This window comes from Achromobacter sp. 10T422 (genome assembly GCF_056394065.1).
Map to the genome: position 1 here is coordinate 50655 of NZ_JBFTHD010000012.1, position 23987 is coordinate 74641.

Below are 23987 nucleotides of genomic sequence, written 5' to 3' on the forward strand. Positions count from 1 at the left end.
ATATTCCGGGTTTGCAGTTGCGGTTCAACGCTTTTGCAGCTTGGGGTTGAGCGCGTCGTTCAGGCCGTCGCCAACCAGGTTCAGCGACAGCACGGCAAGCATGATGGCCACGCCGGGAACGGCGCAGATGTACCAGGACGAGCGGATCAGGCTGCGGCCTTCGCCCACCAGCCGGCCCCAGCTGGCGATGTTGGGGTCGCCCAGCCCCAGAAACGACACCACCGATTCGTACAAGATGGCGCCGGCCACCACCAGCGACGACATCACGATGACCGGCGGCAGCGCGTTGGGCAGGATTTCGGCGGCGACGATGCGCAGCGGGCTCATGCCGACGGCGCGGCACGCCTGCACGAATTCGCGTTCCTTGAATGACAGGAATTCCGCCCGCGTCAGCCGCGCGATGGGCGGCCACGACACCAGCCCGACGGCCAGCGTGATGGTTTCAATGTGCGGTCCCAGCACCGACACGATGGTCAGCACGAAGACCACGTTGGGAATGATCTGGAACAGTTCGGTGACGCGCATCAGCGCTTCGTCGATCCACCCGCCCGACCACGCGGCCGCGGCGCCCACGCTCACGCCGATCAGCGTGGCGGTGGCGGCGGCCACCAAGCCGATCAGCAAGGTGGCGCGCGCGCCGTGCGCGATCAGCGCGGCAATGTCGCGGCCCATGGAGTCGGTGCCTAGCGGGTAACGCCAGGACTCGAACGGCCAGATTTCGGGCGCGCCAACGATGCGCAAGGGGTTGGTGGGATACAGCCAGCCGGCGCTGGCGGCCAGCAGCACCACCAGCAGCAGGACGATGGCGCCCGCCACCGCGCCACGGTTGCGGGCGTAGCGGGACAGGAATGAGGCCGGGCGATGGGGGGCGGATGCGGCGGGGGAAGCGGCTGTGGTGTTGCCAGTAATAGAAGCCGCAGGCGAAACAGAAGACGATGCAGACATGTCAGGCAGCCTTGATGCGCGGGTCCAACCGCGTGTAGAGCAGATCGACCACGATGTTGGCGACGATCACGACGAAAGAACTCAGCACCAGAATGCCCAGCACGACGGGGTAGTTGCGGGTCATGACGCTGTCAAACAGCACGCCGCCAATGCCAGGCCAGCTGAACACCGCTTCAACAACAATGCTGCCGCCCAGTACCGCGCCCAGTTGCAGGCCCAGCAAGGTCACGATGGGCAGCACCGCATTGCGCAGGATGTGGCGCAGCACGACGGTGGCGCGCGTCAGGCCCTTGGCGTATGCCGTGCGCACGTAGTCCATGCGGCTGACTTCCAGCATCGACGCCCGCATCACGCGCGCATACGCCGCTGAATAGAACAGGCCCAGCGCAAGGGCGGGCAGCGCCAGATGGTGCAGCACGTCCAGCGCCTGGCGCCATAGCCCGCCGTCCAAGCCGATGGTGACCATGCCGCCCACCGGAAACCAGCCCAGCTTCACGGAAAACAGAATGATCAGCATGATGCCCAGCCAGAAGCTTGGCGCGGCAAAGCACAGCACGGCAAAGGCCGACACCGCACTATCCCACCATGTGTTGACCTTCACGGCTGACACGATGCCCGCCGCCATGCCCACCAGCACGGCGATGGCGATGCTGGCCAGCATCAGCACCAGCGTGGCGGGCAGGTGCGCCAGAATCACGTCCAGCACAGGCAGGTTATGCCGGTACGAATAGCCGAAATCCAGACGCGCGACCGATCCGATGTACTTCAGCAGCTGCACGGTGGGGGTCTGGTCCAGGCCGTAGGTCACGCGCAGGCGTTCGATCAGCGCGGGGTCGGTAACCTGCTGTTCGGCCGTCATGACRTCCAGGAAGGTGCCTGGCACGGATTGGATCAGGGCAAAGTTCAGCACCACCACGCCCAAGAGCAGCGGAATGGCCTGAAGCAAGCGGCGGGTGATCAGTCGGATCGGCATGGCGGGTCGCTTAAGGTTGCAGCCAGACGTCGGCCAGGGTCTCGCCCTGCACGTTGGCGCTGGTCGTGAAGTTGCGCACCTTCTTGCCGGCCAATGTGAACGCCTGGATCTCCACCAGCGGCACCAGGGGCACGTCGGTGGACGCCAGCTTCGCGAATTCCGCGGCCAGCGCGCGGCGGGCCTCGGGCGCCGTTTCCACCGCGAGCTTGGCGACGATGCCGTCCATCTCGGGGCTGGAATAGCCCGTGGCGTTGCGGAACGCCGCGCCTTTTACGATGCCGTCGGTCGTGAAAAATTGCGTCACGGTCGGCACCAGTTCCAATGGCGACGTGAAATTGGACACGGCGATGTCGTAGTCGTAATCGCCATAGATGCGCTTGAGCGCGGTGGCGCGGTCAACGGAATCCAGCTTCACCGCAATGCCCACGTCTTCCAGCGCCTGCTTCAGGTACTGGCCCAGCTTGGCGTTCTCTTCGAACCAGGCGGCGGCCAGCAGGTTGACGGTGAAACGCTTGCCGTCTTTGACGGGCAGGCCGGCTGCGTCCAGCAGCGCGGCCGCTTTCTTGGGGTCGAACGGGTAGCGCGGCACGTCTTCGGTGAAGAACAACGGGTTGCTGCTGAAGATGGGCGCAATCGCCGGCTTGCCACGGCCGTAATAGATGGTGTCGACGATGAATTGGCGGTCGATGGCGTGCAGGATGGCCTGTCGCACCTCGCGGCGCTTGACGATCTCGCGGCGCTGATTGAATTCAACGGTGACGGTCCAGGCGGTGTTCTGATAGCCGCGCGTATCCACGACGACCTTGCCGGTTTTCACCAGACGGTCGATGTCGCGCGCTGGCACCGGACTGGAATACGCCAAGCCCAATTCCCCCGTTTCCAGCGCGGCTCCGCGCGAAGCCGGGTCGCCCCACCAGCGGATGACGAGCTTGTCCAGGTAGGGCATGCCGGCATTCCAGTACGCGTCGTTGCGCAGGTATTCCACGTGGCTGCCGCGCACCCACTTGCCGTACTTCCACGGGCCGGTGCCGACCGGCGTGTTGTTCAACGGGTTGGTAATGATGTCTTTGCCGTCGTACAGATGCTTGGGCAACAGCAATTGGAACTGGCCGGCCAGCGTGGACTTCAAGAAGAATTCCGGCACCGGTGCGTTGAAGGTCAGCACGACGGTGTGCGAGTCGGTGGCGGTGGCGTCCGTCAACGACTTCAGCGCAATGCCGGCCGAGATGGGCTTCCAGTGTTGCAGCGCGTTGTAGACGACGTCGGCGGACGTGAACGGTGCGCCGTCATGCCAGGTGACGCCTTCGCGCAGCTTGATGGTGTAGCTGCGGAAGTCGGCGGCGGGCGTCAGGCTTAGCGCCAGCGCGGGCTGGAACTTCAGGTCGGCGTCCAGGCGCAGCAGGCGTTCAAGGATTTTGGTGGACGTCTGGAACGGGCTGGAGCCGCCGCCGCCCGGCACAAACAGCGCTTGCGGCTCCAGGCCGCCCCAGCTGGCGACCAGCGTGCCGCCCTTGCGGGCCGGGCCGGGGTCTGAGCCGGGTGTGTCCGTGGCGGCGATCAGCGCGCGGGGCGCAAGCCCGAAGCCAGTGGCGGCCAGGCCGCCTGCGGCGGAACGGGTGAGGAAGGCGCGCCGTCCGGGGCGCGGGTTCTGGGTCATGATGAATCCTTAGGGGTCGGGGCGGGCTCAGCCTTGGCTGAGCGTGGCGTAGGTGGCGCGGCCGATGGCCACCAGCGCACCCTGGTCGTTGTAGAGGTCTACGTCGGCCACGCCGACGCTGCGGCCGTTGCGCCGCACGCGCGCCACGGCCGTCAGGCTGGTGTTCACGGCAGGGCGCAGATAGTCGACGCGGAAGTTGATGGTCGGCAGCCCTCGGCCCAGCAGCATGCCCACGGCAAAATCGCCCACGGTATCGATCACGGCGGCCAGCGGGCCGCCATGCCATTGGCCGCTGGCCGCGCCGCGTTCGAACTCGGCGCGCATGGGGGCCAGCACGGTGAGTTCGCCACGGTCGTGATCGACGGCGGTGACGCTCAAGCCCAGCCAGGCGATGAAGGGGGAACCGTCGAACTTGGCCTGGATGGCTTCAGCGCTAAGCGTCGAATTTTGCGCGGGGCTTTGGGTTGGGCTTTGTGCGGGGCTTTGGATTGGGTTTTGCACTGCGCTCATGACGTCACCAGCACTTTGCCGACGATCTTGCGATCTTCCAGCGAGGCCAGCGCCTCTGCGCCTTGTTCCAGCGGCCAGCTGCGGTCAATCGGCACATGCAGGCGGCCGTCGCGCACCAGTTCCAGCAGCTCGTAGAGGTCGTCGCGGTCCCAGCCGTTGGAGCCGCGAATCTGCAATTCGAAGGTCCAGATGTAGCGCAGGTCTTCCTTGGGGTCGAAGCCCGCGGTGGCGCCGCAGGTCAGCAGACGGCCGCCCAGACGCAGGCAGCGCAGCGACTTCACCCAGGTGTCGCCACCCGTGAAGTTCACCACCACGTCCACGCCGCCCGACTTGCCGCCGCGGCGGCGCGCGGGTTTGCCGAAGCGTTCCTGCACGGCTTTCAGGAAGTCTTCCTGCGTGTACAGGATGATGTGGTCGGCGCCCAGCGCACGCAGCGCTTCGCCCTTTTCAGCGGTGCCGGCGCAGGCGATGACTTCCGCGCCAGCCAGCTTGGCCAGCTGCACCGCGCACACGCCCACGCCGCCGCTTGCGCCCAGGATCAGCACTTTTTCACCGGCCTGGATCTGGCCGATGCGGTTCATCATGCGCAACGCCGTGCCGTAGGCCACGGGCAGCGCGGCGGCCTGTTCGAAGCTGACTGCATCGGGCAGGCGCAGCAGTTGATGCGCCGGCACGCGGCAGCGCTCGGCCAGGCCGCCGTGGATGGTTTCACCGACCAGCCCGCCGTTCACCCGGTCAATCGGGTCGACCAGCACGCGGTCGCCCACTTTCCAGTCGCTGACGTTGGCGCCGGTTTCCAGGATTTCACCGGCCACGTCCAGGCCGATGATCACGGGAAAGGGCAGGTTGATGCCGGGCATGCCACGGCGAGTGAACACGTCGTGATAGTTCAACGACGACGCGCGCACGCGGATGACAACGTCGTCCGGGCCGGCGACGGGGTTGGGGAATTCGGGTTCGAAGCGGAGCTTGTCGCTGCCGCCGTGTTCACGCAAAACGATTGCTTTCATGACTGCCAATAGATAGTTGGGGATGTGGGAAGGGGGCGTTACCAGGCGGCGACGCCGGCGATTGCCTGCCGGGTGATGGCCAGGCCACGCGCCAGGGCGCTACGGCGCCAGACGCTCGAGACCGGAACAAAGGCGTCGACAAGATCGGCGCGCAGTTGGGCGTCGCGCGCGGCGTCAGGCGACAGCGGGGCCTTGAAACGCAGCCATTGGTCGAGCCTGAGCGCGGGCCGCATTTGCAGGCCGCGCGTGCCGAACTCCACGACGGCGCCTGCGAGTGCGCGGTCGCCCAAGGCTTGCTGCACGCCACGGAACACCAGCCCCTGGTAATCGGGGCGGGCCAGGCCATGCGGACGCTGGTCACGCACGCGGTCTGCGCCCCACCATGCGGCGGCTTGCGCTTGTTCGGCGCTGCCTTCGTCGTTAAAGCACAGGAAGAACGGTTCGCCGTATTCGCCGATGCCGGTGTGCCAGTCGATGAAGGCCACGCGTTCGCTGGCGGCCAGATGCTGGTCCACGATGCGGCGCAGCGTGCGGTTCGACCACTCGGGGCCGTCGCCGCCGTACACCAGGCCATCGGGATGGGTGTATTGGCCGCTGGCAGTGACGTTGAACAAGGTGTCAGCGCCATGCGTGTCGCGGAATTGTTCGACGGCGCGGGCGCCGGCTTCCAGGCTGGCTTCCGTCCACTCGGCCGGGATCAGGTGCGGGTGCAGCGTGGCGTAGTGGGGGTTGGCGGGCTTGGCGCGGGTGTGGTCGATGAAGTTGCGGTTCAGGTCGACGTTGTTTTCGGTGGTGCGCGTGTCGTAGGCATAGCCATACGGATTCAGCGCGTGTACGAAGACCACGTTCACGTCGTCCGGCAGGGCGTTGCCACCATCGGCGCGCAGCCAGCCGATCTGTACCGCGGAGCCCGCTGCGCCTTCCAACCCGTGCGTGCCGCTGATGGCAAGGTGGGTGCGCGGCGCGTCAGGCCGCCCCAGCACGGCGACGTCCACGCTCAACGGTTGACCTTGCGGGTCCTTCAACGACGGGTGTTCATGGCGCGACAAGGCTGCGCCGCGCTCGGTAGCGGCGGCCACGAACGCGGCGCGCGCCGCCGCGTAATCAGTGGAAAAACAGTCCCAATAATCGGGCAGGGTCTGGCTCATCTCATGCCTCTTGCACGAAGACTTGCAACGCGCCCGCAGCGTCTTGCGGCGCCACGACCAGTTCACCCTGTTCATTGGCGCGGTAGTTCACCTGGTTGGCGTCAAACAGCGCGCGGGTCTTGGCCAGGTCACGCACGCCAATCACAGAACCGGCAAACCAGCCGCCCTGGGACGCCGCTGGCAAGCCGGCTGGCACGCGGACGCGCGGGTAGCGTTGTTCGAAGGCGGCGGGGCGCAGGAAGTTGATGCGCAGGCTGCCCCTGCGAACTTGCAGGCCGCCATCAGGCAGGTCGCTGATGGCGATGGGACCGAACACGCGCGCGTAGCCGGCGCGCAGCGATGCGGGGTCGGGGTGCACGGCGACTAGCGCTTCGATGCGGCGCGCGCCGTTGGCGTGGTCTTGCCATTCCGGGCGGTAGACCAGGTGGCGCGTCAGGTGGCCGCAGGTGAAGAAGTCGGGCACGCCCAAGAGGCCATTGGGAAAGTTCGTGTTGTTCCAGGCGGCGTCTTCGCTGCCGTCGGGCAAATGCACCGGGCGGCCGCCGCGCAAAGGCGGTTCTGCGTCGATGCCCAGCTGCGCCAGTTCCGCGTGCACGGCGGTGCTGTCGGTGGTTTGCAGGGCCGTGGAGACGGGGCCTTCGTAGGCGTCGTCATAGCCGCCAAAGCGCGAATCGGCCTTCAGTTCTTCTGGGAAAAACAGCAGTTCCAGGTAGTTCGCATCCAGGATGATGGTCTGGTTGCGCGTGCCGCGATGGTGCCGGCCTTGCGGCGCCAGACTGAAGCCCAGCTTCACATAGCGGTCGGTCGCGGCCTGCAGGTCGTTGACCCGGATGATGTAGTGGTCAAGGCCGGTGACTGAGGGTAGGGACATCGGAACTCCAGATTGCGCTTAGTGAAAGGTGCAGTCTGGAGGAAGCGGCGGCGCGCTTGAACGATTGAATCCGCATGTCGATATCTGTTTTGTGATGGCGGATCACGGCGGCGCTGGCGGAATAACGTAATGACTCATGCCGGTTTAAGGGGGATGCCAGGTGCCGTTCATGGTTTGGGTTCTATTGCGTGCGCCCATAAAAAATGCCGCCCAACGCGGGCGGCATGAAGGGGGCGACATGATGGGGGCGGCATGGATAGCCGTTTATGGTTTACGCCATCAACATCAATGCAGGATCTGGCTCAGGAACAGCTTCGTCCGTTCGTTCTGCGGGTTATCAAAGAACGCGTCCGGGTTGTTCTGTTCGATGATCTCGCCGCGGTCCATGAAGATCACACGGTTGGCGACCTTGCGCGCAAAGCCCATTTCGTGGGTCACGCAGATCATCGTCATGCCGCTTTCCTGAGCCAGCGTCACCATCACGTCCAGCACTTCCTTGACCATTTCCGGGTCTAGCGCAGATGTGGGTTCATCAAACAACATGACCTTCGGGTTCATGCACAACGACCGCGCAATGGCCACGCGCTGTTGCTGGCCGCCCGACAACTGGCCGGGGAATTTCTTGGCCTGATCGGGAATGCGCACGCGTTCCAGGTACTTCATTGCCGTGGCTTCGGCCTGGGCGCGCGGCTGCTTCAGCACCCACATGGGGCCCAGCGTCAGGTTTTCCAGCACGGTCAGGTGCGGGAACAGGTTGAAGTGCTGGAACACCATGCCCACTTCGCGGCGGATGGTCTCAATGTGTTTGAGATCGTTCGTCAGCTCGGTGCCGTCAACGATGATCTGGCCTTGCTGGTGCTCTTCAAGACGGTTGATGCAGCGAATCATCGTGGACTTGCCCGAGCCCGATGGGCCGCACACCACGATGCGCTCGCCGGGCGCCACGTCCAGGTTGATGTTGCGCAACACGTGGAACTGGCCGTACCACTTGTTCACGCCCTGCAATCGAATAATGGAATCCGACATGCTTGGTCTCCGTAAGGTTTACCGGGGGGGATCGCCGCGCAATCAGCGCGCGTGCCCGGTGGCCAGACGCTTTTCAAGCGCTTGGCTGTATTTGGACATGGAATAGCAAAAGACGAAGTAGATCAGCGAGATGAAGAGATAGGCCTCCACCCCGAAACCCCGCCATGCCGCGTCGGACAAGGCCGCCTTGGCTGCCAGCGTCAGGTCGAAAATACCGATGATCACCACCAGCGACGTGTCCTTGAACAGGCTGATGAAAATACCCACCAGCGGCGGAATCACGATCTTCAGCGCTTGCGGCAGGATGATCTTGCGCATTTGCTGCCAGTAGTTCAGCCCGAGCGAATCGGCGCCTTCGTACTGGCCTTTCGGAATGGCCTGCAAGCCGCCGCGCACCGTTTCCGCGATATAGGCCGCGGCGAACAGGATGATGGCGATCTGCGCGCGCAGCAGCTTGTCGATGGTGAAACCTTCGGGCAAGAACAGCGGCAGCATCACCGACGACATGAACAGCAGGCTGATCAGCGGCACGCCACGAATCAGCTCGATGTACACGACGCACAGCGCTTTGATGGCCGGCATCTTCGAACGCCGGCCCAGCGCCAGCATCACGCCGATCGGGAACGCAAAGGCGATGCCGAACGTGGCCAGAATCAGCGTCAACGGCAGGCCGCCCCAGCGCGAGTTCTCGACATACGTCAGGCCGAACACGCCGCCCCACATCAAGAGCGCAACAGCCGTCAGGCCGCCCGTCCAGATGAGCGCCAGCTTGCCATTCCAGAAGCGCCGCATGCCGCTGCATGCGATGACGGCGACGAGGATCAGCGTGGCGATCAGCGGACGCCACTGTTCATCAAACGGATAAGTGCCGAACAGAATCAGCCGATGCTTTTCAACGATGAACGCCCAGCAGGCGCCGCCAACGGAGGCCCGGCATTCCATGGCGTTGGTGGCGGTGAAGTTGGCCTTCAGGAAGGCCCATTCCACCAGCGCCGGCAACGACATCAGCAGGAACCACGCCAGCAGCACCGTGATCAGGATGTTCAGCGGGGATGAAAACAGACGGGACCGTATCCAGGCCCAGGCGCCGACCTGGGTGCTGGGCGGGGGCAGGGGGTCGGCGAAGGAGTGCGTAGTGCTGCTCATATCAACGCTCCACCAGCGCGATGCGCTTGTTGTACCAATTCATGAAGATCGAGATCGACAGGCTGACCGTCAGGTACGCGCCCATGATGATGAGGATGCCCTCGATGGCCTGGCCGGTCTGGTTCAGCGTGGTGTTCACCACCGAGACGATGTCCGGATAGCCAATGGCGACGGCCAGCGAACTGTTCTTCAACAGGTTCAGGTATTGGCTGGTCATCGGCGGGATGATCACGCGCAAGGCTTGCGGCAGCACGACCAGACGCAACACCTTGGCGCGCGGCAGGCCCAGCGAGCCGGCGGCTTCCCATTGGCCGTTGTTCACCGCCTGGATGCCGGATCGCACCACTTCGGCGATGAACGCCGAGGTGTAGACGGTCAAGCCCAGGAACAGGGCGACGAACTCTGGCGTCAGCGTCAGGCCGCCAACGAAGTTGAAGCCCTTGAGCGCCGGCATGTCCAGCGTCAGCGATGCGCCGCTGGCCAGCCAGCCCAGCACGGGCAACGCCAGCAGCAAGCCAATGGCTGCGCGGCCCAGCGGGAACACACGGCCCGTGGCTTCCTGGCGCTTCGCACCCCAATGGCCCAGGATCAGGATGGCGACAATGGCCAGCGCCAGTCCGCCCAGCACCCAGTCCAGCGATGCGCCTTCCAGCCCAGGCACTTTCAGGCCCCGGTTGGAAATGAACACGCCCGGCAGCGGGTTGTGCGCCTGGCGCGGCCCCGGCATGTTTTCGGTGATCAGCGCATACCAGAAGAACAGTTGCAGCAAGAGCGGCACGTTGCGCATCACTTCGACATACACCGAGGTGATCTTCTTCACGAGCCAATTCTTCGACAGCCGTCCGACGCCAATGAAGACGCCCAGAATGGTGGCGGCGACCAGCGCAAGCAGGCCCACGCGCAACGTGTTCAGCACGCCCACGAAGATGGCGCGGCCATAGGTGTCGGCCGGGCCATAGGCGATGACGGACTCACCAATGGCGAAGCCCGCTTCGCGGTTCAGAAAGCCGAAGCCCGTGGCGATGTTGCGCATCGACAGGTTGTGCAGCGTGTTGTGCACCAGGAACCAGACGCCCGCCCCGACGAGGGTCAGGGCCAGCACCTGGTAGACCAGCGCACGCGTGGCCGGGTCATTCCAGGACACCCGGTGCGGCAGCCTTGCCACCGGGGATTGCGCGGTGTGCTTGGCCACGGCTTAGTCCGCCATCAAGACTTTGACGGCCGCTTCCAGGCGGTCCATGCCTTGTTCGATGACTTCGGTGGACGTCGCGAACGAAAAGCGCAAATAGGGCGACAAGCCATAAGAACCGCCGTCGATCACCGCCACGCCGGCTTCACGCAGGAAGAACAGGCTGACGTCCAGGTCGGTCTTCAGCTCGCCTGCCGGGCCGGTGCGTCCGATCAGGCCTTGCACGTTGGCGTACACGTAGAACGCGCCGTCGGGCATCGCGCACGAGATACCGGGAATGGCGTTCAAGCGGCGCACGATCAGGTCGCGGCGCGCCTTGAAGATGTCGACCATCTTCGTCACGCTGGACTGGTCGCCTTCCAGGGCGGCCTGCGCGGCCACTTGCGAAATCGCGCTGGGGCAAGACGTGCTTTGCGACATGACCGTGCTCATCGCCTTGATCAAGTCCGCCGGACCCGCGCCGTAGCCCACGCGCCAGCCGGTCATGGCGTACGACTTCGACATGCCATTGACGATCAGCGTGCGCGGAATCAACTGCGGTTCCACTTGCACGGGCGAGGCATGCGCCTGTCCGCTGTAGCAGAAGGGCGCGTAGATTTCGTCGCTAAGAATCCAGACTTGCGGATGGCGCAGCAGCACATCGGTCAGCGCGCGCAGCTCGGCGGCGCTGTAGACGGCGCCGCTGGGGTTGCTGGGGGAATTCAGAATCAGCCAGCGAGTGCGCGGCGTGATCGCGGCTTCCAGCGTGGCGGCGTTCAGCTTGAAGCCTTGCGACTCGGGGCCGGTCACCACAACAGGCTTGGCGTCGTTCAACAGCACCATGTCGGGGTAAGACACCCAGTACGGCGCGCAGACGATGACTTCGTCGCCCGGTTCCAGGCTGGCGGTCAGCGCCGCGCCGATGATCTGCTTGGCGCCCGCGCCCACGGTGATCTGGTCCATGCCGTAAGACACGCCCAGGCCCAGCTCCAGGCTGTTGGCGATGGCGCGGCGCAAGCCCACCGTGCCGTTCGGGCTGGTGTAGCGGATGTCGCCGCTGGCGATGGCTTCCTGGCCGGCGCGCGCAATGTGGGCGGGCGTGGCCATGTCTGGTTCACCAAGCGTGAAGTCGGCGATTTCGCGGCCCTGGCGGCGCAGTTCGTCGACGACGATCTTGGCGGCCATGCTGGGCGAAGGTTTGATCTGTTTCAGGCGGGCGTTGACGATGCTGTTCATGGTTACAACGTAAAGAGGCAAAGACAGGCCGCGCGTTGCGGCCGGAAATGCGGGTAAAGAGAAAAGCGGCTTCGCCTGAAAGACGAAGCCGCGCATTAACACTTAGCGGACAGGCCAGCCGTACATCAGGCCGCCTTGGGTCCATTGCTTGTTCAGGCCGCGTTCCAGCTTCAGCGGGCTGTCCTTGCCCATGGCGCGGTCATAGCTTTCGCCGTAGTTACCAACCTGCTTGATGATGTTGTAGGCCCACTTGTCGTCCAGACCCAGGTTCTTGCCCATGCCCGGCGTCACGCCCAGAATGCGCTGCACGTTGGGGTTGGTGCTCTTCAGCATTTCATCCACGTTCTTCGACGTGATGCCGTATTCCTCGGCTTCCAGCATGGCGTTCAGCGACCAGCGCACCACGTTGAACCACTGCTCGTCGCCTTGGCGGACCATCGGGCCCAAGGGTTCCTTGGACAGGTTTTCTGTCAGGATTTCCCAGTCTTCCGGCTTGGCCAGGCGCGTGCGCATGTTGGCGGCGGTGTTGGACTTGTCGTTGGTGTAGGCGTCGCAACGGCCCGATTCCAGCAGGCGGAAGTTCTCGTCGTAGTTTTCAACCAGCACCGGCTTGAACGTCAGGCCGCGGCTGCGGAAGTAGTCGGCCAGGTTCAGTTCGGTGGTGGTGCCCGGCTGCACGCAGATGGTGGCGCCGTCCAGTTCCTTCACGCTCTTCACGTTCATCGACTTCTTGACGATCAGGCCTTGCGCGTCATAGAAGTTCACGCCCACGCCGATCAAGCCCAGCGTGGTGTCGCGGGTCAGCGTCTGCGTGGTGTTGCGCGACAGCATGTCGATTTCACCCGATTGCAGCGCGGTGAACTTGGCTTGCGCGGTCAGCACGTTGCCCTTGACCTTGGACGCGTCGCCAAACATGGCGGCTGCGACGGCGCGGCACATGTCCACGTCCAGCCCGGTCCATTCGCCCTTGCTGTCCAACACCGAGAAGCCGGGAATGCCGGCAAAGCCGCACTGCAAGAAGCCTTTTTTCTTGACGGCGTCGAACGTCACGCCGGCTTGCGCGCCAGAGGCGACGCACAGCAAAGTCGCCGCAACGGCGGTGGTCAAAAACTTACGCATGGAGAATGCTCCTGGGGAGGTCGGAAAGCGCTTGGATAAGCGGGAAAGGAACGAAGGGGAAAGCGGAACCCGGCGCGCACGCGCCGTCGCGGCTCGGGCGTTGGCCTGAGCGGGCGGTGACACGGGAATGCAGGGGTAGGGAAGGGGGCGCGGAGAGCGCCGCGGATGACCGGGAACCCGGTCAGGTGATGTGCCGATGAATACGCGTGGCGTAGCGGTGGAACGTCGTGCGGAGGGAAAGAATCGGGCTCATCAGCGGCACTTGTACAACGTGGGTCATACGGATAGCGGGGCGCGGCTGCCAGAATCTGGCATCACATCGCACCGCTAAGTCATGAGACGTATGATGGCAGCTGTCATACAAGCTAGCAAGTAAGGGGAATCCCGTAATTTGCTTTGCCGGCAGGGGGTTGGACCTGCCGGCTGGCCGTGGCGAATGCCTGTTCGCGCTGGGGTCTTTCCAGCGCGGTCTTATTGCGCCGGCGCTTGCGACAACAGCTTGCGATACCGCGCGATGCTGTCACCCAGGTGACGCGCCATGGCGGCGCGTGCGGCGCCGGGGTCGCGTCGCATGATGGCGGTCAGGATGGCTTCGTGCTCGCGCACGTTGCGCGTTTCGTAGGTTTCCAGTTCTTCAGGCGTCTTGCCGCCGTGCTTGATGTTCAGGTCCAGCATCACGTCGCGCACCGCGGCCTTCAGCAGCGCGGGAAAGTGCGGGTTGTTCGACGCCTTGGCGATCGACAGGTGGAATTCGTAGTCGGCCTTGACGGCGGCTTCCATGTCGCGGGTTGCGCGGTTGAAGGCGTCAAAGGCTTCGACGATCTCGCTCAGGTCGGTGGCGGTGCGGCGCTCTGCCGCCAGCCCACAGGCTTCCACTTCAAGGCCTGCGCGCAACTCCATGATGTGCAAGGCCCAGCGCGGGTCGGCGGCGGGTTCGATGACAAAGTCGATGGGCTTTTCGCGGTCTTCCGTGACGAATACGCCGATGCCGGGCTTGCTGACCAGGCGGCCGCTCAGGCGCATCGATGCGACAGCTTCGCGAATAACGGTGCGGCTGACGTCGAACTCATCGCAGAGTGCGTGTTCGGAAGGCAGCTTGTCGCCGGCGCGGTACAGGCGCGCGTCCAGCCGCTTGTTCAGTTCCTCGATCACCACGTCGGTCAGGCGCGAACGCGGGCGGGGCCGGGCGGGAGTTTGCATCGTCTCTCTTATAGGTGGGTATGGCGGGGGGTGCAGGCCCGTAGCCCGCAGCCGAGCAAGTGTACGCTTTTCGCGTGCCGTGTCCGGGTGTCCGGCCCGTTGACGGCGGCTAGTCTGGCAGGGAATCAGGCAGAAATTTTGATACCCGTATGACAACATACAGCGGCCTGTTCGCCAACTATTGTTTGATTTTGTGATGGGTTGGGGCGCGCATATGAAAAAGCCCTCCCGATGAGGGGAGGGCTTGCTTCATTGCGGGGCGAGGCGTATTGGTGCGGCTACTCTCGCCGCTTCTGGCACCGCTTCTCGCGCCGCTTTTCAGCGCCGCTTTTCAGCGCCGCTGGTCGATGCTGCTTATTGCGCGCCGAGCTTCTTGATCAGCGCGTTCAGCATTTCCATCTCTTCGCCAGTCAGGTCCGTCAGCGGGGCGCGGACGGGGCCGGCGTCATGGCCGACGAGCTTGGCGCCCGCCTTCACGATGCTGACGGCGTAGCCGGCTTTGCGGTTGCGGATTTCCAGATACGGCAGGAAGAAATCGTCCAGCAAACGGTTGGTGGTGTCGGAATCGCCCGCGGCAATGGCGCGGTAGAAGTCCATGGCGGTCTTGGGCACGAAGTTGAAGACGGCCGACGAATACACCGGCACGCCGAGCGCGCGGTACGCGGCTGCGTAGACTTCAGCAGTGGGCAGGCCGCCCAGGTACGAGAAACGGTCGCCCATCTTGCGGCGGATACTGACCATGGATTCGATATCGCCAATGCCGTCCTTGAAACCGACCAGGTTCGGGCAACGCTCGGCCAGGCGGGCCAGGCTGTCAGCCGACAGGCGCGACTGCGCACGGTTGTAGACGATGACGCCGATCTTGACCGACTTGCAGACCTGTTCCACGTGCGCGGCGATGCCGTCTTGCGAGGCTTCGGTCAGGTAATGCGGCAGCAGCAGAATGCCCTTGGCGCCTTGGCGCTCGGCTTCTTGCGCATAGGCAATGGCGGTGCGGGTGGGGCCACCGGCGCCAGCCAGGATCGGCACCTTGCCTGCGCAGGTTTGCACGGCGGTGCGGATGACATCCGAATATTCCTGCGGGGCCAAGGAGAAGAACTCACCCGTGCCGCCAGCGGCGAACAGCGCGGTGGCGCCGTAGGGAGCCAGCCATTCCAGGCGGGCCGCATAGGTCTTGGCGTTGAAGTCGCCATTCTGGTCGAAGTCCGTCACGGGGAAGGAGAGCAAACCTTCCGAGACAATTTCCTTGAGTTCCTGAGGAGTCGTCATGCCTGTCATCCAAAAAAAGGGGAAAAAGAAGGGAAAAAAAGCAGAAAAAGAAGGCCGGTAAGGTGTCGGCCCTGTCGTTGATCAGTAGATGTATGTCATCGTACAACATACAAGTTGGTGCAGCAATGGGGTCGATGCGATCCGCATGGTTGTCATACAACAATAGCGGGTAAATCCTTAGAAATTCGGAATTACCCTAGATTGAAAGACGATGCCCGGAGACGTATTCTCTTTCCCTGAAAAGTCGTACGACAACGTACAAGATAAGACGACAACGTAAGAATCACTCTTACTCATTCAGGAGACAAGCTTGAAGCAGGCATTCCCCGTATCCCGCCGCACCTTCACCGTTCTGGCGCTGACCGCCTTGGCGACCCTGGGCGCCACCGCCGCCCACGCCGCCGACGACTGGCCCAAAGCCAAACCGATCACGCTGGTGGTGCCGTTCGCGGCAGGTGGCACGTCTGATGTGCTGGGCCGCATGATTGCGCAGGAATTGGGCGCCAGCCTGAGCCAGACCGTGCTGGTGGAAAACAAGGGCGGGGCGGGCGGCGTGCTGGGTGCGGATGCGGTCGCGCGCGCCAAGCCCGACGGCTACACGCTGCTGCTGGGCACGATCGCCACCCATGCGATCAACCCGTCGCTGTTGCCAGGCATCAACTACAACGCCGCAAAGGACTTTGCGCCGGTCATTCTGTTGGGCAGCATTTCCAATGTGCTGCTGGTGGGCGCCAACCAGCCGTTCAAGTCGGTGCAGGACGTGGTGGCGGCGGCCAAGGCGAATCCCGATACGGTCGCCTTTGGTTCGGCCGGGCAGGGCACGTCGCAACATCTGTCGGGTGAAGTGTTCAAGCAATTGACGGGCGCGCATCTGACCCATGTGCCGTACCGGGGTAGCGCGCCTGCCATCCAGGATTTGATCGGCGGGCAGATTCCCAGCTCGTTTGAAACCGCCTTGGTCGCATTGCCCCATGTGCAAAGCGGCAAGGTGCGCGCGCTGGCGGTCACGTCGGCCAAGCGCACGGACGTCATGCCCGATGTGCCGACCATGCAGGAAGCGGGCATTGCCGGGTTCGACGTCAGCAGCTGGCAAGCCATCTATGCGCCGGCCAACACGCCGCCCGCCGTGGTCGACCGCTTGAGCCAGGCCATTGCCGCCATCATCGCCAAGCCGGACGTCAACGCGAAGATGAAGGGCCTGGGCCTGGCTTACACGCCGAATACGCCGGCGGAGTTCACTGCGTTCCAGACGGGTGAGCAAGCCAAGTGGGCAAAGATTATTGCGGATGGGAATTTGCGGGCGCAGTAAACGGCATTGCCGGTTTGCAGGGTTCAGGGCGGCGGCATGCCGCCCTTATTTATCATCAACATTCAGTGCATATTGGAATTGAGTTTTGTACCGCACCGGCGCTGAAAATAATTGGGTCGGCTGCGGATGAAAATAGTTCGCGTCCGTATTTCGATATTTTCCAGCGGCGTCAAATAACTTGCGCCGAGCGTGGCGGAAAAATTATTCCCCATACAAATATGGATGGTGTGCATTTTCCCGATGTGGCTTTTCCCAGTATGTATCCAACGCTTCGGTCAGCACTAGCGCTTACATACTAGAGCGCCCAGCAAAAGCATCCCGATCAGCGTTCCCCCAATGGCAAGCGCGGCTCTTTCGGCMCGTTCGGAACCATGCAGATATAGCCACGCCGCAATCGTCGCCGTCAAAATAATGGCAATCCCTAATAACAACGGGCGCCAACAGGCGCGCATGCGGCGAAAAACGCTAGGATTTTCGGTATTCACGTGCCTCGGGCCTTTTGAAAAACTGAAATCCGTGGGTCATTCTGCCAAGAAAATAGAAACCGGAAAATAGTTTTACAAATTAGACGCGAATTAATCCAGGAGTGGAAGCCCGTAGTTGCGATAGAAAATAGAAAAAAGCAAAACGCCGCGCAGTGAGCCTTAAATTAAATAAAGGCACGACCACGCGGCGTTTTTAACGTGAGTTGTCGCAGGTTTTACATCGCCGGCATCACGTTGGCAGCATCACATCGACGGCCTTAGGCCTTCGTCATGACTCCATCCACCATGCGCATCAGCGACAGCGGATTGGCGCGCTTGACGCCTTCCGGCAGCAGCGCATCGGGCAGATCCTGGTAGCAGACCGGGCGCAGGAAACGGCGGATGGCCGTGGCGCCGACCGAGGTCGACGCCGCGTTCGACGTCGCCGGGAAGGGGCCGCCGTGCACCATGGCGTGGCTGACTTCCACGCCCGTCGGGTAGCCGTTGGCCAGGATGCGGCCGGCCTTGCGTTCCAGCACGGGCAGCAGCGCTTGCGCGTCCGCCACATCCGCGTCGTCGACGAACAGCGTCGCCGTGAGCTGGCCTTCCAGGTGCTCGGCCACGGCCGTCATCTGAGCGACGTCCTGGCATGCCACCACCAGCGAGGCCGGGCCGAATACTTCGGCTTCCAGTTCATGGGAAGCCAGGAAGCGGTCGGCTTGCGTGCCGAAGACAACGGCGCCTGCGGCGTTGGCTGCGGGCTTGGACGCTTCGCCACGGCCCAGCGTGGCCACGCTGGCGTGCTTGGCCAAGGCGTCTGCGCCTTCTTGGTAGGCCGAGAAGATGCCCGGGGTCAGCATGGTGGCGGCGCCCTTGGCTTCGACGGCTTGGGCAGCGGCTTGGCGGAAGCGTTCCAGCGCGGGGCCTTCCACGCCAATGACCAGACCGGGGTTGGTGCAGAACTGGCCCACGCCCATGGCCAGCGAATCCACGAAACCGCGGGCGATGGCCTCGGCGCGGGCTTCCAGCGCGGCCGGCATCAGGAACACCGGGTTGATGCTGGACATTTCGGCATAGACGGGAATCGGCACCGGGCGGGCGTTGGCGGCCGCAACCAGCGCCAACCCGCCACGGCGCGAACCCGTGAAGCCGACGGCCGTGATGGCCGGGTGCGTGACCAGCGCCGTGCCGATATCGCTGCCCGCGCCGAACAGCAGCGAGAACGTGCCTTCGGGCAGGCCGTGTTTGGCGACGGCGGCCTGAATGACGCGGCCGACCATTTCAGAGGCGCCGGGGTGCGCGTTATGCGCTTTGACGATGACGGGGCAGCCCGAGGCCAGCGCCGAGGCGGTGTCACCGCCGGCCACCGAGAAGGCCAGCGGGAAGTTGCTGGCGCCGAACACGGCAACCGGACCCAGCGGCACATTGGCCAGGCGCAGATCGGCGCGCGGCAGCGGCGTGCGCTCGGGTTGGGCCGGGTCGATGGTGGCGTCCAGGAAGTAGCCATCGCGCACCACGCGGGCGAACAGACGCAGCTGGCCAACGGTGCGGCCGCGTTCGCCTTGCAGGCGCGCCACCGGCAGACCGGTTTCCAGGTGAGTGCGTTCGATCAGGGCATCGCCCAGCGCCAGGATGCCTTCAGCGATGCTCTCCAGGAACTGCGCGCGGGTTTCCAGCGGGGCGGCGCGATAAGGGTCGAAGGCGGCGCGTGCCAGTTCGGCGGCGCGTGCAACGTCGTCGGCCGAACCGGCGGGAAAGCCCGGCTCCAGGCATTCGCCGGTGGCGGGGTTGATGGCGTGCTGGGCAGCGCCGGCGCCCAGAACGGCGGTCGAGCCGATCAGCATTTGGCCGGTCAAAGTCATGATGAATTCTCCGAAAAAAACGCCCCCGAATCGGGGGCTGGCTTGCAGTTCAGTCGCGCGGCTTATTGGGGGCCGAGCTTCTTGATCAGGGCGTTAAGCATTTCCATTTCTTCGCCGGTCAGGTCCGTCAGCGGGGCGCGGACGGGGCCGGCGTCATGGCCGACGAGCTTGGCGCCCGCCTTCACGATGCTGACGGCGTATCCGGCCTTGCGATTGCGGATCTCCAGGTACGGCAGGAAGAAATCGTCCAGCAAACGGTTGGTGGTGTCGGAGTCGCCCGCGGCAATGGCGCGGTAGAAGTCCATGGCGGTTTTGGGCACGAAGTTGAAGACGGCCGACGAATAGACCGGCACGCCCAGCGCGCGGTAAGCGGCGGCATAGACTTCAGCGGTGGGCAGGCCACCCAGGTAAGAAAAGCGATCGCCCATCTTGCGGCGAATGCGGACCATGGCTTCGATGTCGCCAACGCCGTCCTTGAAGCCGACCAGGTTGGGGCAGCGTTCGGCCAGGCGAGCCAGGCTGTCAGCCGACAAGCGCGACTGCGCACGGTTGTAGACGATGACGCCGATCTTGACCGATTTGCAGACCTGTTCCACGTGCGCGGCGATGCCGTCTTGCGACGCTTCGGTCAGGTAGTGCGGCAGCAGCAGAATGCCCTTGGCGCCTTGGCGCTCGGCTTCTTGTGCGTAGGCGATAGCGGTGCGGGTGGGGCCACCGGCGCCCGCCAGGATTGGCACCTTGCCCGCGCAGGTTTGCACGGCGGTGCGGATGACATCTGAATATTCCTGCGGGGCCAAGGAGAAGAACTCACCCGTGCCGCCAGCGGCGAACAGCGCGGTGGCGCCGTAGGGGGCCAGCCATTCCAGGCGGGCCGCATAGGTCTTGGCGTTGAAGTCGCCGTTCTGGTCGAAGTCCGTCACGGGGAAGGAGAGCAAACCTTCCGAGACAATTTCCTTGAGTTCCTGCGGGGTAGTCATAGTGCGTTCATCCGAAGTAGCCGTCGCGGGCCACTTACCTGGGCCGTGAACGGGATGCGGTGTTGAAAAGGTAAGTCATCGTACAACATGATTTTGGCGGTTTCAAGGGCTGCTTCCCTATGACGGCACTTGTTTACAAGGGGAAACCCGAAATTTATTTTTGGACTGGTTCAAGGATATTCTTCTGGTTGTACGATAACGTATCGGATGCCGGACCTTCGCGCATCCTTCAGGCAAAAGGACTTTTCATGCAGGTTGCGGCAGACCAAGCGCCCGTGCTTATCAAGATTCATCCGCAGGACAACGTGGCAATCGTGGCCAACGAAGGGGGGCTGCCTGCCGGCACCGTGCTGCCCGATGGCTTGCAACTGGTAGACACCGTGCCGCAAGGGCACAAGGTGGCGCTGGCCGATCTGGCCGAGGGCGACGCCGTTGTCCGCTACAACGTGGTGGTCGGGTTCGCGGCGAAGGCGCTGCCGCGCGGCAGCTGGATCAACGAACGCGTCACCACCATGCCCGCCGCACGCACGTTGGAAGACTTGCCGGTGGGCACGCGCATCACGCCGCTGCCGCCGCTGGAAGGCTACACGTTCGAGGGGTACCGCAATGCCGACGGCACCGTCGGCACGCGCAACATTCTGGCCATCAGCACCACCGTGCAATGCGTGCAAGGCGTGGTCGAACACGCGGTGGCGCGCATCCGCCAGGAAATGCTGCCGCGCTATCCGAACGTGGATGACGTGGTGGGCATCGAACACACCTATGGCTGTGGTGTCGCTATTGACGCGCCGGGCGCGGCGATTCCGATTCGTACCCTGCACAACATCGCGCTCAATCCCAACTTTGGCGGCACGTCGATGGTGGTGAGCCTGGGCTGCGAAAAGCTGCAACCCGAACGCCTGTTGGCGCCGGGCGCCATCCCGATCCGTGCGGGCGAGGGCATGGGCGCCGAGGGCAACGGCGTGGACACCATCGTCCTGCAAGACGAAGAGAACGTCGGCTTCCAATCCATGATTGACCTGATCATGCGCACGGCTGAACGCCATCTTGAAAAACTGAATGCGCGCCGCCGCGAAACCTGCCCCGTGTCGGACCTGACCGTGGGCGTGCAGTGCGGCGGCAGCGACGCGTTCTCAGGCGTGACCGCCAACCCCGCGGTGGGCTTTGCGACCGACCTGCTGGTGCGCGCGGGCGGCACCGTGATGTTCTCCGAGAACACCGAAGTGCGTGACGGCATCGACCAACTGACCGCGCGCGCGGCCACGCCGGAAGTGGCGGCCGCGCTGGTGTGCGAGATGGCCTGGTATGACGAATACCTGCAACGCGGCATGGCCGACCGCAGCGCCAACACCAGCCCGGGCAACAAGAAGGGCGGGCTGTCGAACATTGTTGAAAAGGCGATGGGGTCCATCGTGAAGTCGGGCTCGTCGCCCATTCACGGCGTGCTGTCGCCCGGCAACCGCCTGACGCAAAAGGGCCTGATCTTCGCGGCGACGCCCGCCAGCGATTTCATCTGCGGCACCTTGCAGCTGGCCGCGGGCATGAACCTGCACATCTTCACCACGGGACGCGGCACGCCGTATGGCCTGGCGCAAGTGCCGGTGATCAAGGTGGCCACCCGCGACAGCCTGGCGCGCCGCTGGCATGACCTGATGGACGTGAACGCTGGGCGCATCGCGACCGGGCAGGCGTCGATTGAAGACGTGGGTTGGGAGCTGTTCCGCCTGATGCTGGATGTGGCCAGCGGCCGCCAGCAGACCTGTGCGGAAAAACTCAAGCTGCATAACGCGCTGGCGCTGTTCAACCCGGGGCCGGTGACCTGACGCCGGGGGCCTGCGCCCCATCCCCTAGCAAGACCGCAGTGCCATCGCCGCATTGCCATCGCCGCATTGCCATCGCATTACACCGATAAGAGGAGACACCGATGGAGCATGCCCCCTTGGCCCAACCCGGCCGCCGCCGGCTGCTGGGCGCAGCACTGGCGCTTGGGCCCGTTGCCCTGGCGCAAGCGCAACCCGCTGGCCCCGGCCCATCATTCAATTTCACGCCGCAACAGCGCTACCCGGACCCGTCCATCCGCATCCTGGACCCGGAGTTTTCCAAATACCGCATCTACAGCAGCAGCGTCGAGCAACTGGCAAGCGGCTTTCGCTGGCTGGAAGGCCCGGTCTGGGTGGGCGACGGGCGCTATCTGCTGGTGTCAGACATTCCCAATGACCGCATCCTGCGCTGGGACGAAACCACGGGCGCGGTCAGCGTCTTCCGCCATCCCGCCAACTTCAGCAACGGCTTGGCGCGCGACCGCCAGGGCCGCCTGCTGGCCTGCGAACACCTGACGCGGCGCGTCACGCGCACCGAGTACGACGGCTCCATCACCGTGCTGGCCGACCGCTACGACGGCAAGCGCTTCAATTCGCCGAACGACATCATCTGCCAACGCAACGGCGCCATCTGGTTCACCGACCCGCCGTTTGGCATCGGCGGCCATTGGGAAGGCGACAAGGCAACGCCCGAACTGCCGCATGGCGTGTACCGCATCGCGCCGTCGGACGGCCGCGTGACGCGCGTGCTGGAAGACCTGGCTGGCCCCAACGGGCTGTGCTTTTCGCCTGACGAAAAAATCTTGTATGTCGTGGAATCACGCCATCAGCCGAACCGCGTGATCTGGGCCTATGACGTGGGCGCTGACGGCGCGCTGTCCGGCAAGCGCGTGCATGTGGACGCGCAAGGCCCCGGCGCCATCGACGGCATCAAATGCGATGAAGACGGCAACCTGTGGTGCGGCTGGGGCAGCAACGGCGCCCCGAACGCCCGGCCCGATGAACTGGACGGCGTGATGGTGTTCAACCCCGCCGGCAAGCCCATTGGGCACATCCGGCTGCCGGAACGCTGCGCCAACCTGTGCTTTGGCGGCGCCAAACGCAACCGGCTTTTCATGGCCAGCAGCCATTCGCTATACGCCCTGTACGTGGAGACGCGCGGGGCGGCTTGATTGATCACAAAACACATCAGACGGAGTGGAGACAATGAACGTAAGCAAGAGGCAGTTCCTGGGCGGCGCCGCGGCGCTATGCCTGTCGCCGTTGGTACCGGCATGGGCGCAGCAGGCCGCGTCGTCCGCCGGCGGCAACGCCGCCAATTGGCCGACGCGCCCCGTGCGCATCATCGTGCCGTACCCGCCCGGCGGATCGTCGGACATCATCGCGCGCATTCTGGCGCCGCGTTTGTCTGATGCGCTGAAGCAGACCGTTGTCGTCGAGAACAAGCCCGGCGCCAATGGCAACCTGGGTGCGGGCATCGTGGTGCAGTCGGCAGCGGAAGGCCATACCGTGCTGTTGTGCGATGTGGGCGCGCTGGCGATCAGCCCATCGGTGTATACCAAGCTGTCGTTCGATCCCTCCAAGGATTTGCGCGCCGTCAGCATGCTGGCCTATTCGCCGCACGTGTTGGCCGTGCACCCCGATGTGCCGGCCAAGACGGTTGAGGAATTGGTGGCGCTGTCGAAAAAGCAGCGGCTGAATTTTGCGGTTACGGCAATTGGCAGCGCACCGCACCTGGCGGCGGTGGCCGTGCAGCAGGCAACCGGCGCGCAGTGGGAATACGTGCCGTACAAGGGCGGTTCGCAGGCGGTTACCGACACCATCGGCGGGCAAACGCAGATCATCATGAATGGCTTGCTGGCGACCTTGCCGCACATCAAGGCCGGCAAGCTGCGTCCGATTGCGATTTCGAAGGGCGAGCGCATGCAGCTTGTGCCCGACATCCCGACCATTTCCGAGCAAGGCGTGAAGGGCTTTGAGTCTGGCACGTGGCAAGGCGTGATGGCGCCGGTGACCACGACGGACCCGGTCGCCGAACGACTGGCGATGCTGATGGCGGAAATCGTGAATCAGCCGGATGTGAAAGCGCAACTGAACGAGCAGGGCGCGGAAATCGTCACGCGGAATCCGGCCGAGCTGACGAAATTCTTCAACAGTGAACGCGCGCGCTGGGCCAAGGTGGTGCAAAGCGCGGACATCCGTCTGGATTGATCGGGGGCAGGGCGCGCGCCTTGCAGCACGATGGCGATGGGCGCAAACTCGCAAGACGCAGGCGTG

The 23987-nt window shown here is 64.1% G+C and carries 20 protein-coding genes; 4 read left to right on the plus strand and 16 right to left on the minus strand.

Going from position 1 to position 23987, the window contains the following annotated elements:
• Nucleotides 1–24 precede the first annotated feature (24 nt).
• The 14 genes from AC1DB0_RS27205 to kdgD (AC1DB0_RS27270) form a co-directional block, all read right to left on the minus strand.
• Nucleotides 25–945: an ABC transporter permease gene (locus AC1DB0_RS27205; protein ID WP_441372433.1), complete on the minus strand. Its 921-nt coding sequence runs from the start codon at nucleotides 943–945 to the stop codon at nucleotides 25–27.
• Nucleotide 946: 1 nt separating this feature from the next.
• Nucleotides 947–1918 (minus strand): ABC transporter permease, encoded by a 972-nt coding sequence (locus AC1DB0_RS27210; protein WP_175168672.1) that lies wholly within the window; start codon nucleotides 1916–1918, stop codon nucleotides 947–949.
• Between the two features lie 10 nt (nucleotides 1919–1928).
• On the minus strand, nucleotides 1929–3575 hold the full coding sequence (locus AC1DB0_RS27215) for an ABC transporter substrate-binding protein (protein ID WP_476758342.1): 1647 nt from the start codon (nucleotides 3573–3575) through the stop codon (nucleotides 1929–1931).
• A 27-nt stretch (nucleotides 3576–3602) separates the two neighbouring features.
• Nucleotides 3603–4085, minus strand: coding sequence for a PaaI family thioesterase (locus AC1DB0_RS27220; protein ID WP_245636449.1), 483 nt, complete (start codon nucleotides 4083–4085; stop codon nucleotides 3603–3605).
• A complete protein-coding gene (locus AC1DB0_RS27225; protein WP_054426861.1) occupies nucleotides 4082–5095 on the minus strand; it encodes a quinone oxidoreductase family protein in 1014 nt (337 codons plus the stop codon). The genes AC1DB0_RS27220 and AC1DB0_RS27225 overlap by 4 nt, the downstream gene beginning before the upstream one ends.
• A 38-nt stretch (nucleotides 5096–5133) precedes the next feature.
• Nucleotides 5134–6243 carry a M14 family metallopeptidase gene (locus tag AC1DB0_RS27230; protein WP_476758789.1) on the minus strand — a complete coding sequence of 370 codons (1110 nt, stop codon included), beginning with the start codon at nucleotides 6241–6243 and terminating at the stop codon, nucleotides 5134–5136.
• Between the two features lies 1 nt (nucleotide 6244).
• Complete coding sequence (locus AC1DB0_RS27235) at nucleotides 6245–7114, minus strand: VOC family protein (RefSeq protein WP_476758340.1); 870 nt, start codon at nucleotides 7112–7114, stop codon at nucleotides 6245–6247.
• A gap of 285 nt (nucleotides 7115–7399) precedes the next feature.
• Entirely contained in the window at nucleotides 7400–8140 is a 741-nt protein-coding gene (locus AC1DB0_RS27240; protein WP_054426858.1) for an amino acid ABC transporter ATP-binding protein, read from the minus strand.
• 42 nt (nucleotides 8141–8182) lie between these two features.
• Nucleotides 8183–9286, minus strand: coding sequence for an amino acid ABC transporter permease (locus AC1DB0_RS27245; RefSeq protein ID WP_054426857.1), 1104 nt, complete (start codon nucleotides 9284–9286; stop codon nucleotides 8183–8185).
• 1 nt (nucleotide 9287) lies between these two features.
• Nucleotides 9288–10451 carry an amino acid ABC transporter permease gene (locus tag AC1DB0_RS27250; protein WP_476758369.1) on the minus strand — a complete coding sequence of 388 codons (1164 nt, stop codon included), beginning with the start codon at nucleotides 10449–10451 and terminating at the stop codon, nucleotides 9288–9290.
• Nucleotides 10452–10481: 30 nt separating this feature from the next.
• Nucleotides 10482–11690, minus strand: coding sequence for an aminotransferase class I/II-fold pyridoxal phosphate-dependent enzyme (locus AC1DB0_RS27255; RefSeq protein ID WP_476758339.1), 1209 nt, complete (start codon nucleotides 11688–11690; stop codon nucleotides 10482–10484).
• Nucleotides 11691–11792: 102 nt separating this feature from the next.
• On the minus strand, nucleotides 11793–12809 hold the full coding sequence (locus AC1DB0_RS27260) for an amino acid ABC transporter substrate-binding protein (protein ID WP_054426855.1): 1017 nt from the start codon (nucleotides 12807–12809) through the stop codon (nucleotides 11793–11795).
• A 471-nt stretch (nucleotides 12810–13280) separates the two neighbouring features.
• Nucleotides 13281–14009 (minus strand): FadR/GntR family transcriptional regulator, encoded by a 729-nt coding sequence (locus AC1DB0_RS27265; RefSeq protein WP_054426854.1) that lies wholly within the window; start codon nucleotides 14007–14009, stop codon nucleotides 13281–13283.
• A gap of 354 nt (nucleotides 14010–14363) precedes the next feature.
• Nucleotides 14364–15278: a 5-dehydro-4-deoxyglucarate dehydratase gene (gene kdgD, locus AC1DB0_RS27270; protein WP_175168677.1), complete on the minus strand. Its 915-nt coding sequence runs from the start codon at nucleotides 15276–15278 to the stop codon at nucleotides 14364–14366.
• 310 nt (nucleotides 15279–15588) lie between these two features.
• Here kdgD (AC1DB0_RS27270) and AC1DB0_RS27275 point away from each other — a divergent pair, with 310 nt between their 5' ends.
• A complete protein-coding gene (locus AC1DB0_RS27275) occupies nucleotides 15589–16587 on the plus strand; it encodes a Bug family tripartite tricarboxylate transporter substrate binding protein (protein ID WP_476758338.1) in 999 nt (332 codons plus the stop codon).
• Nucleotides 16588–17329: 742 nt separating this feature from the next.
• On the opposite strand, the gene AC1DB0_RS27280 is transcribed toward AC1DB0_RS27275, so the two are convergent.
• Together AC1DB0_RS27280 and kdgD (AC1DB0_RS27285) are read right to left on the minus strand one after the other, a co-directional pair.
• The gene (locus AC1DB0_RS27280) at nucleotides 17330–18913 is read right to left on the minus strand and encodes an aldehyde dehydrogenase (NADP(+)) (protein WP_476758337.1); all 1584 of its coding nucleotides are present in this window, start codon (nucleotides 18911–18913) and stop codon (nucleotides 17330–17332) included.
• A 62-nt stretch (nucleotides 18914–18975) separates the two neighbouring features.
• A complete protein-coding gene (kdgD, locus tag AC1DB0_RS27285; RefSeq protein WP_175168680.1) occupies nucleotides 18976–19890 on the minus strand; it encodes a 5-dehydro-4-deoxyglucarate dehydratase in 915 nt (304 codons plus the stop codon).
• Nucleotides 19891–20138: 248 nt separating this feature from the next.
• Here kdgD (AC1DB0_RS27285) and garD point away from each other — a divergent pair, with 248 nt between their 5' ends.
• The 3 genes from garD to AC1DB0_RS27300 all read left to right on the plus strand — a co-directional run bounded on the left by garD (nucleotide 20139) and on the right by AC1DB0_RS27300 (nucleotide 23921).
• Nucleotides 20139–21713: a galactarate dehydratase gene (garD, locus tag AC1DB0_RS27290; protein ID WP_476758336.1), complete on the plus strand. Its 1575-nt coding sequence runs from the start codon at nucleotides 20139–20141 to the stop codon at nucleotides 21711–21713.
• Between the two features lie 101 nt (nucleotides 21714–21814).
• Nucleotides 21815–22882: an SMP-30/gluconolactonase/LRE family protein gene (locus AC1DB0_RS27295; RefSeq protein WP_054426849.1), complete on the plus strand. Its 1068-nt coding sequence runs from the start codon at nucleotides 21815–21817 to the stop codon at nucleotides 22880–22882.
• Between the two features lie 34 nt (nucleotides 22883–22916).
• On the plus strand, nucleotides 22917–23921 hold the full coding sequence (locus AC1DB0_RS27300) for a Bug family tripartite tricarboxylate transporter substrate binding protein (protein WP_054426848.1): 1005 nt from the start codon (nucleotides 22917–22919) through the stop codon (nucleotides 23919–23921).
• The last annotated feature ends 66 nt before the right edge of the window (nucleotides 23922–23987 follow it).

What these genes read in the sequence shown, in the direction of transcription:
- kdgD (WP_175168680.1), bottom strand. Translation starts at nt 19,890, where the DNA reads ATGACTACCCCGCAGGAACTCAAGGAAATTGTCTCGGAAGGTTTGCTC.
- AC1DB0_RS27265 (WP_054426854.1), bottom strand. Translation starts at nt 14,009, where the DNA reads ATGCAAACTCCCGCCCGGCCCCGCCCGCGTTCGCGCCTGACCGACGTG.
- AC1DB0_RS27205 (WP_441372433.1), bottom strand. Translation starts at nt 945, where the DNA reads ATGTCTGCATCGTCTTCTGTTTCGCCTGCGGCTTCTATTACTGGCAAC.
- AC1DB0_RS27235 (WP_476758340.1), bottom strand. Translation starts at nt 7,114, where the DNA reads ATGTCCCTACCCTCAGTCACCGGCCTTGACCACTACATCATCCGGGTC.
- AC1DB0_RS27220 (WP_245636449.1), bottom strand. Translation starts at nt 4,085, where the DNA reads ATGAGCGCAGTGCAAAACCCAATCCAAAGCCCCGCACAAAGCCCAACC.
- AC1DB0_RS27255 (WP_476758339.1), bottom strand. Translation starts at nt 11,690, where the DNA reads ATGAACAGCATCGTCAACGCCCGCCTGAAACAGATCAAACCTTCGCCC.
- AC1DB0_RS27260 (WP_054426855.1), bottom strand. Translation starts at nt 12,809, where the DNA reads ATGCGTAAGTTTTTGACCACCGCCGTTGCGGCGACTTTGCTGTGCGTC.
- AC1DB0_RS27230 (WP_476758789.1), bottom strand. Translation starts at nt 6,243, where the DNA reads ATGAGCCAGACCCTGCCCGATTATTGGGACTGTTTTTCCACTGATTAC.
- AC1DB0_RS27300 (WP_054426848.1), top strand. Translation starts at nt 22,917, where the DNA reads ATGAACGTAAGCAAGAGGCAGTTCCTGGGCGGCGCCGCGGCGCTATGC.
- AC1DB0_RS27215 (WP_476758342.1), bottom strand. Translation starts at nt 3,575, where the DNA reads ATGACCCAGAACCCGCGCCCCGGACGGCGCGCCTTCCTCACCCGTTCC.
- AC1DB0_RS27245 (WP_054426857.1), bottom strand. Translation starts at nt 9,286, where the DNA reads ATGAGCAGCACTACGCACTCCTTCGCCGACCCCCTGCCCCCGCCCAGC.
- AC1DB0_RS27225 (WP_054426861.1), bottom strand. Translation starts at nt 5,095, where the DNA reads ATGAAAGCAATCGTTTTGCGTGAACACGGCGGCAGCGACAAGCTCCGC.
- AC1DB0_RS27295 (WP_054426849.1), top strand. Translation starts at nt 21,815, where the DNA reads ATGGAGCATGCCCCCTTGGCCCAACCCGGCCGCCGCCGGCTGCTGGGC.
- kdgD (WP_175168677.1), bottom strand. Translation starts at nt 15,278, where the DNA reads ATGACGACTCCTCAGGAACTCAAGGAAATTGTCTCGGAAGGTTTGCTC.
- garD (WP_476758336.1), top strand. Translation starts at nt 20,139, where the DNA reads ATGCAGGTTGCGGCAGACCAAGCGCCCGTGCTTATCAAGATTCATCCG.
- AC1DB0_RS27240 (WP_054426858.1), bottom strand. Translation starts at nt 8,140, where the DNA reads ATGTCGGATTCCATTATTCGATTGCAGGGCGTGAACAAGTGGTACGGC.
- AC1DB0_RS27280 (WP_476758337.1), bottom strand. Translation starts at nt 18,913, where the DNA reads ATGACTTTGACCGGCCAAATGCTGATCGGCTCGACCGCCGTTCTGGGC.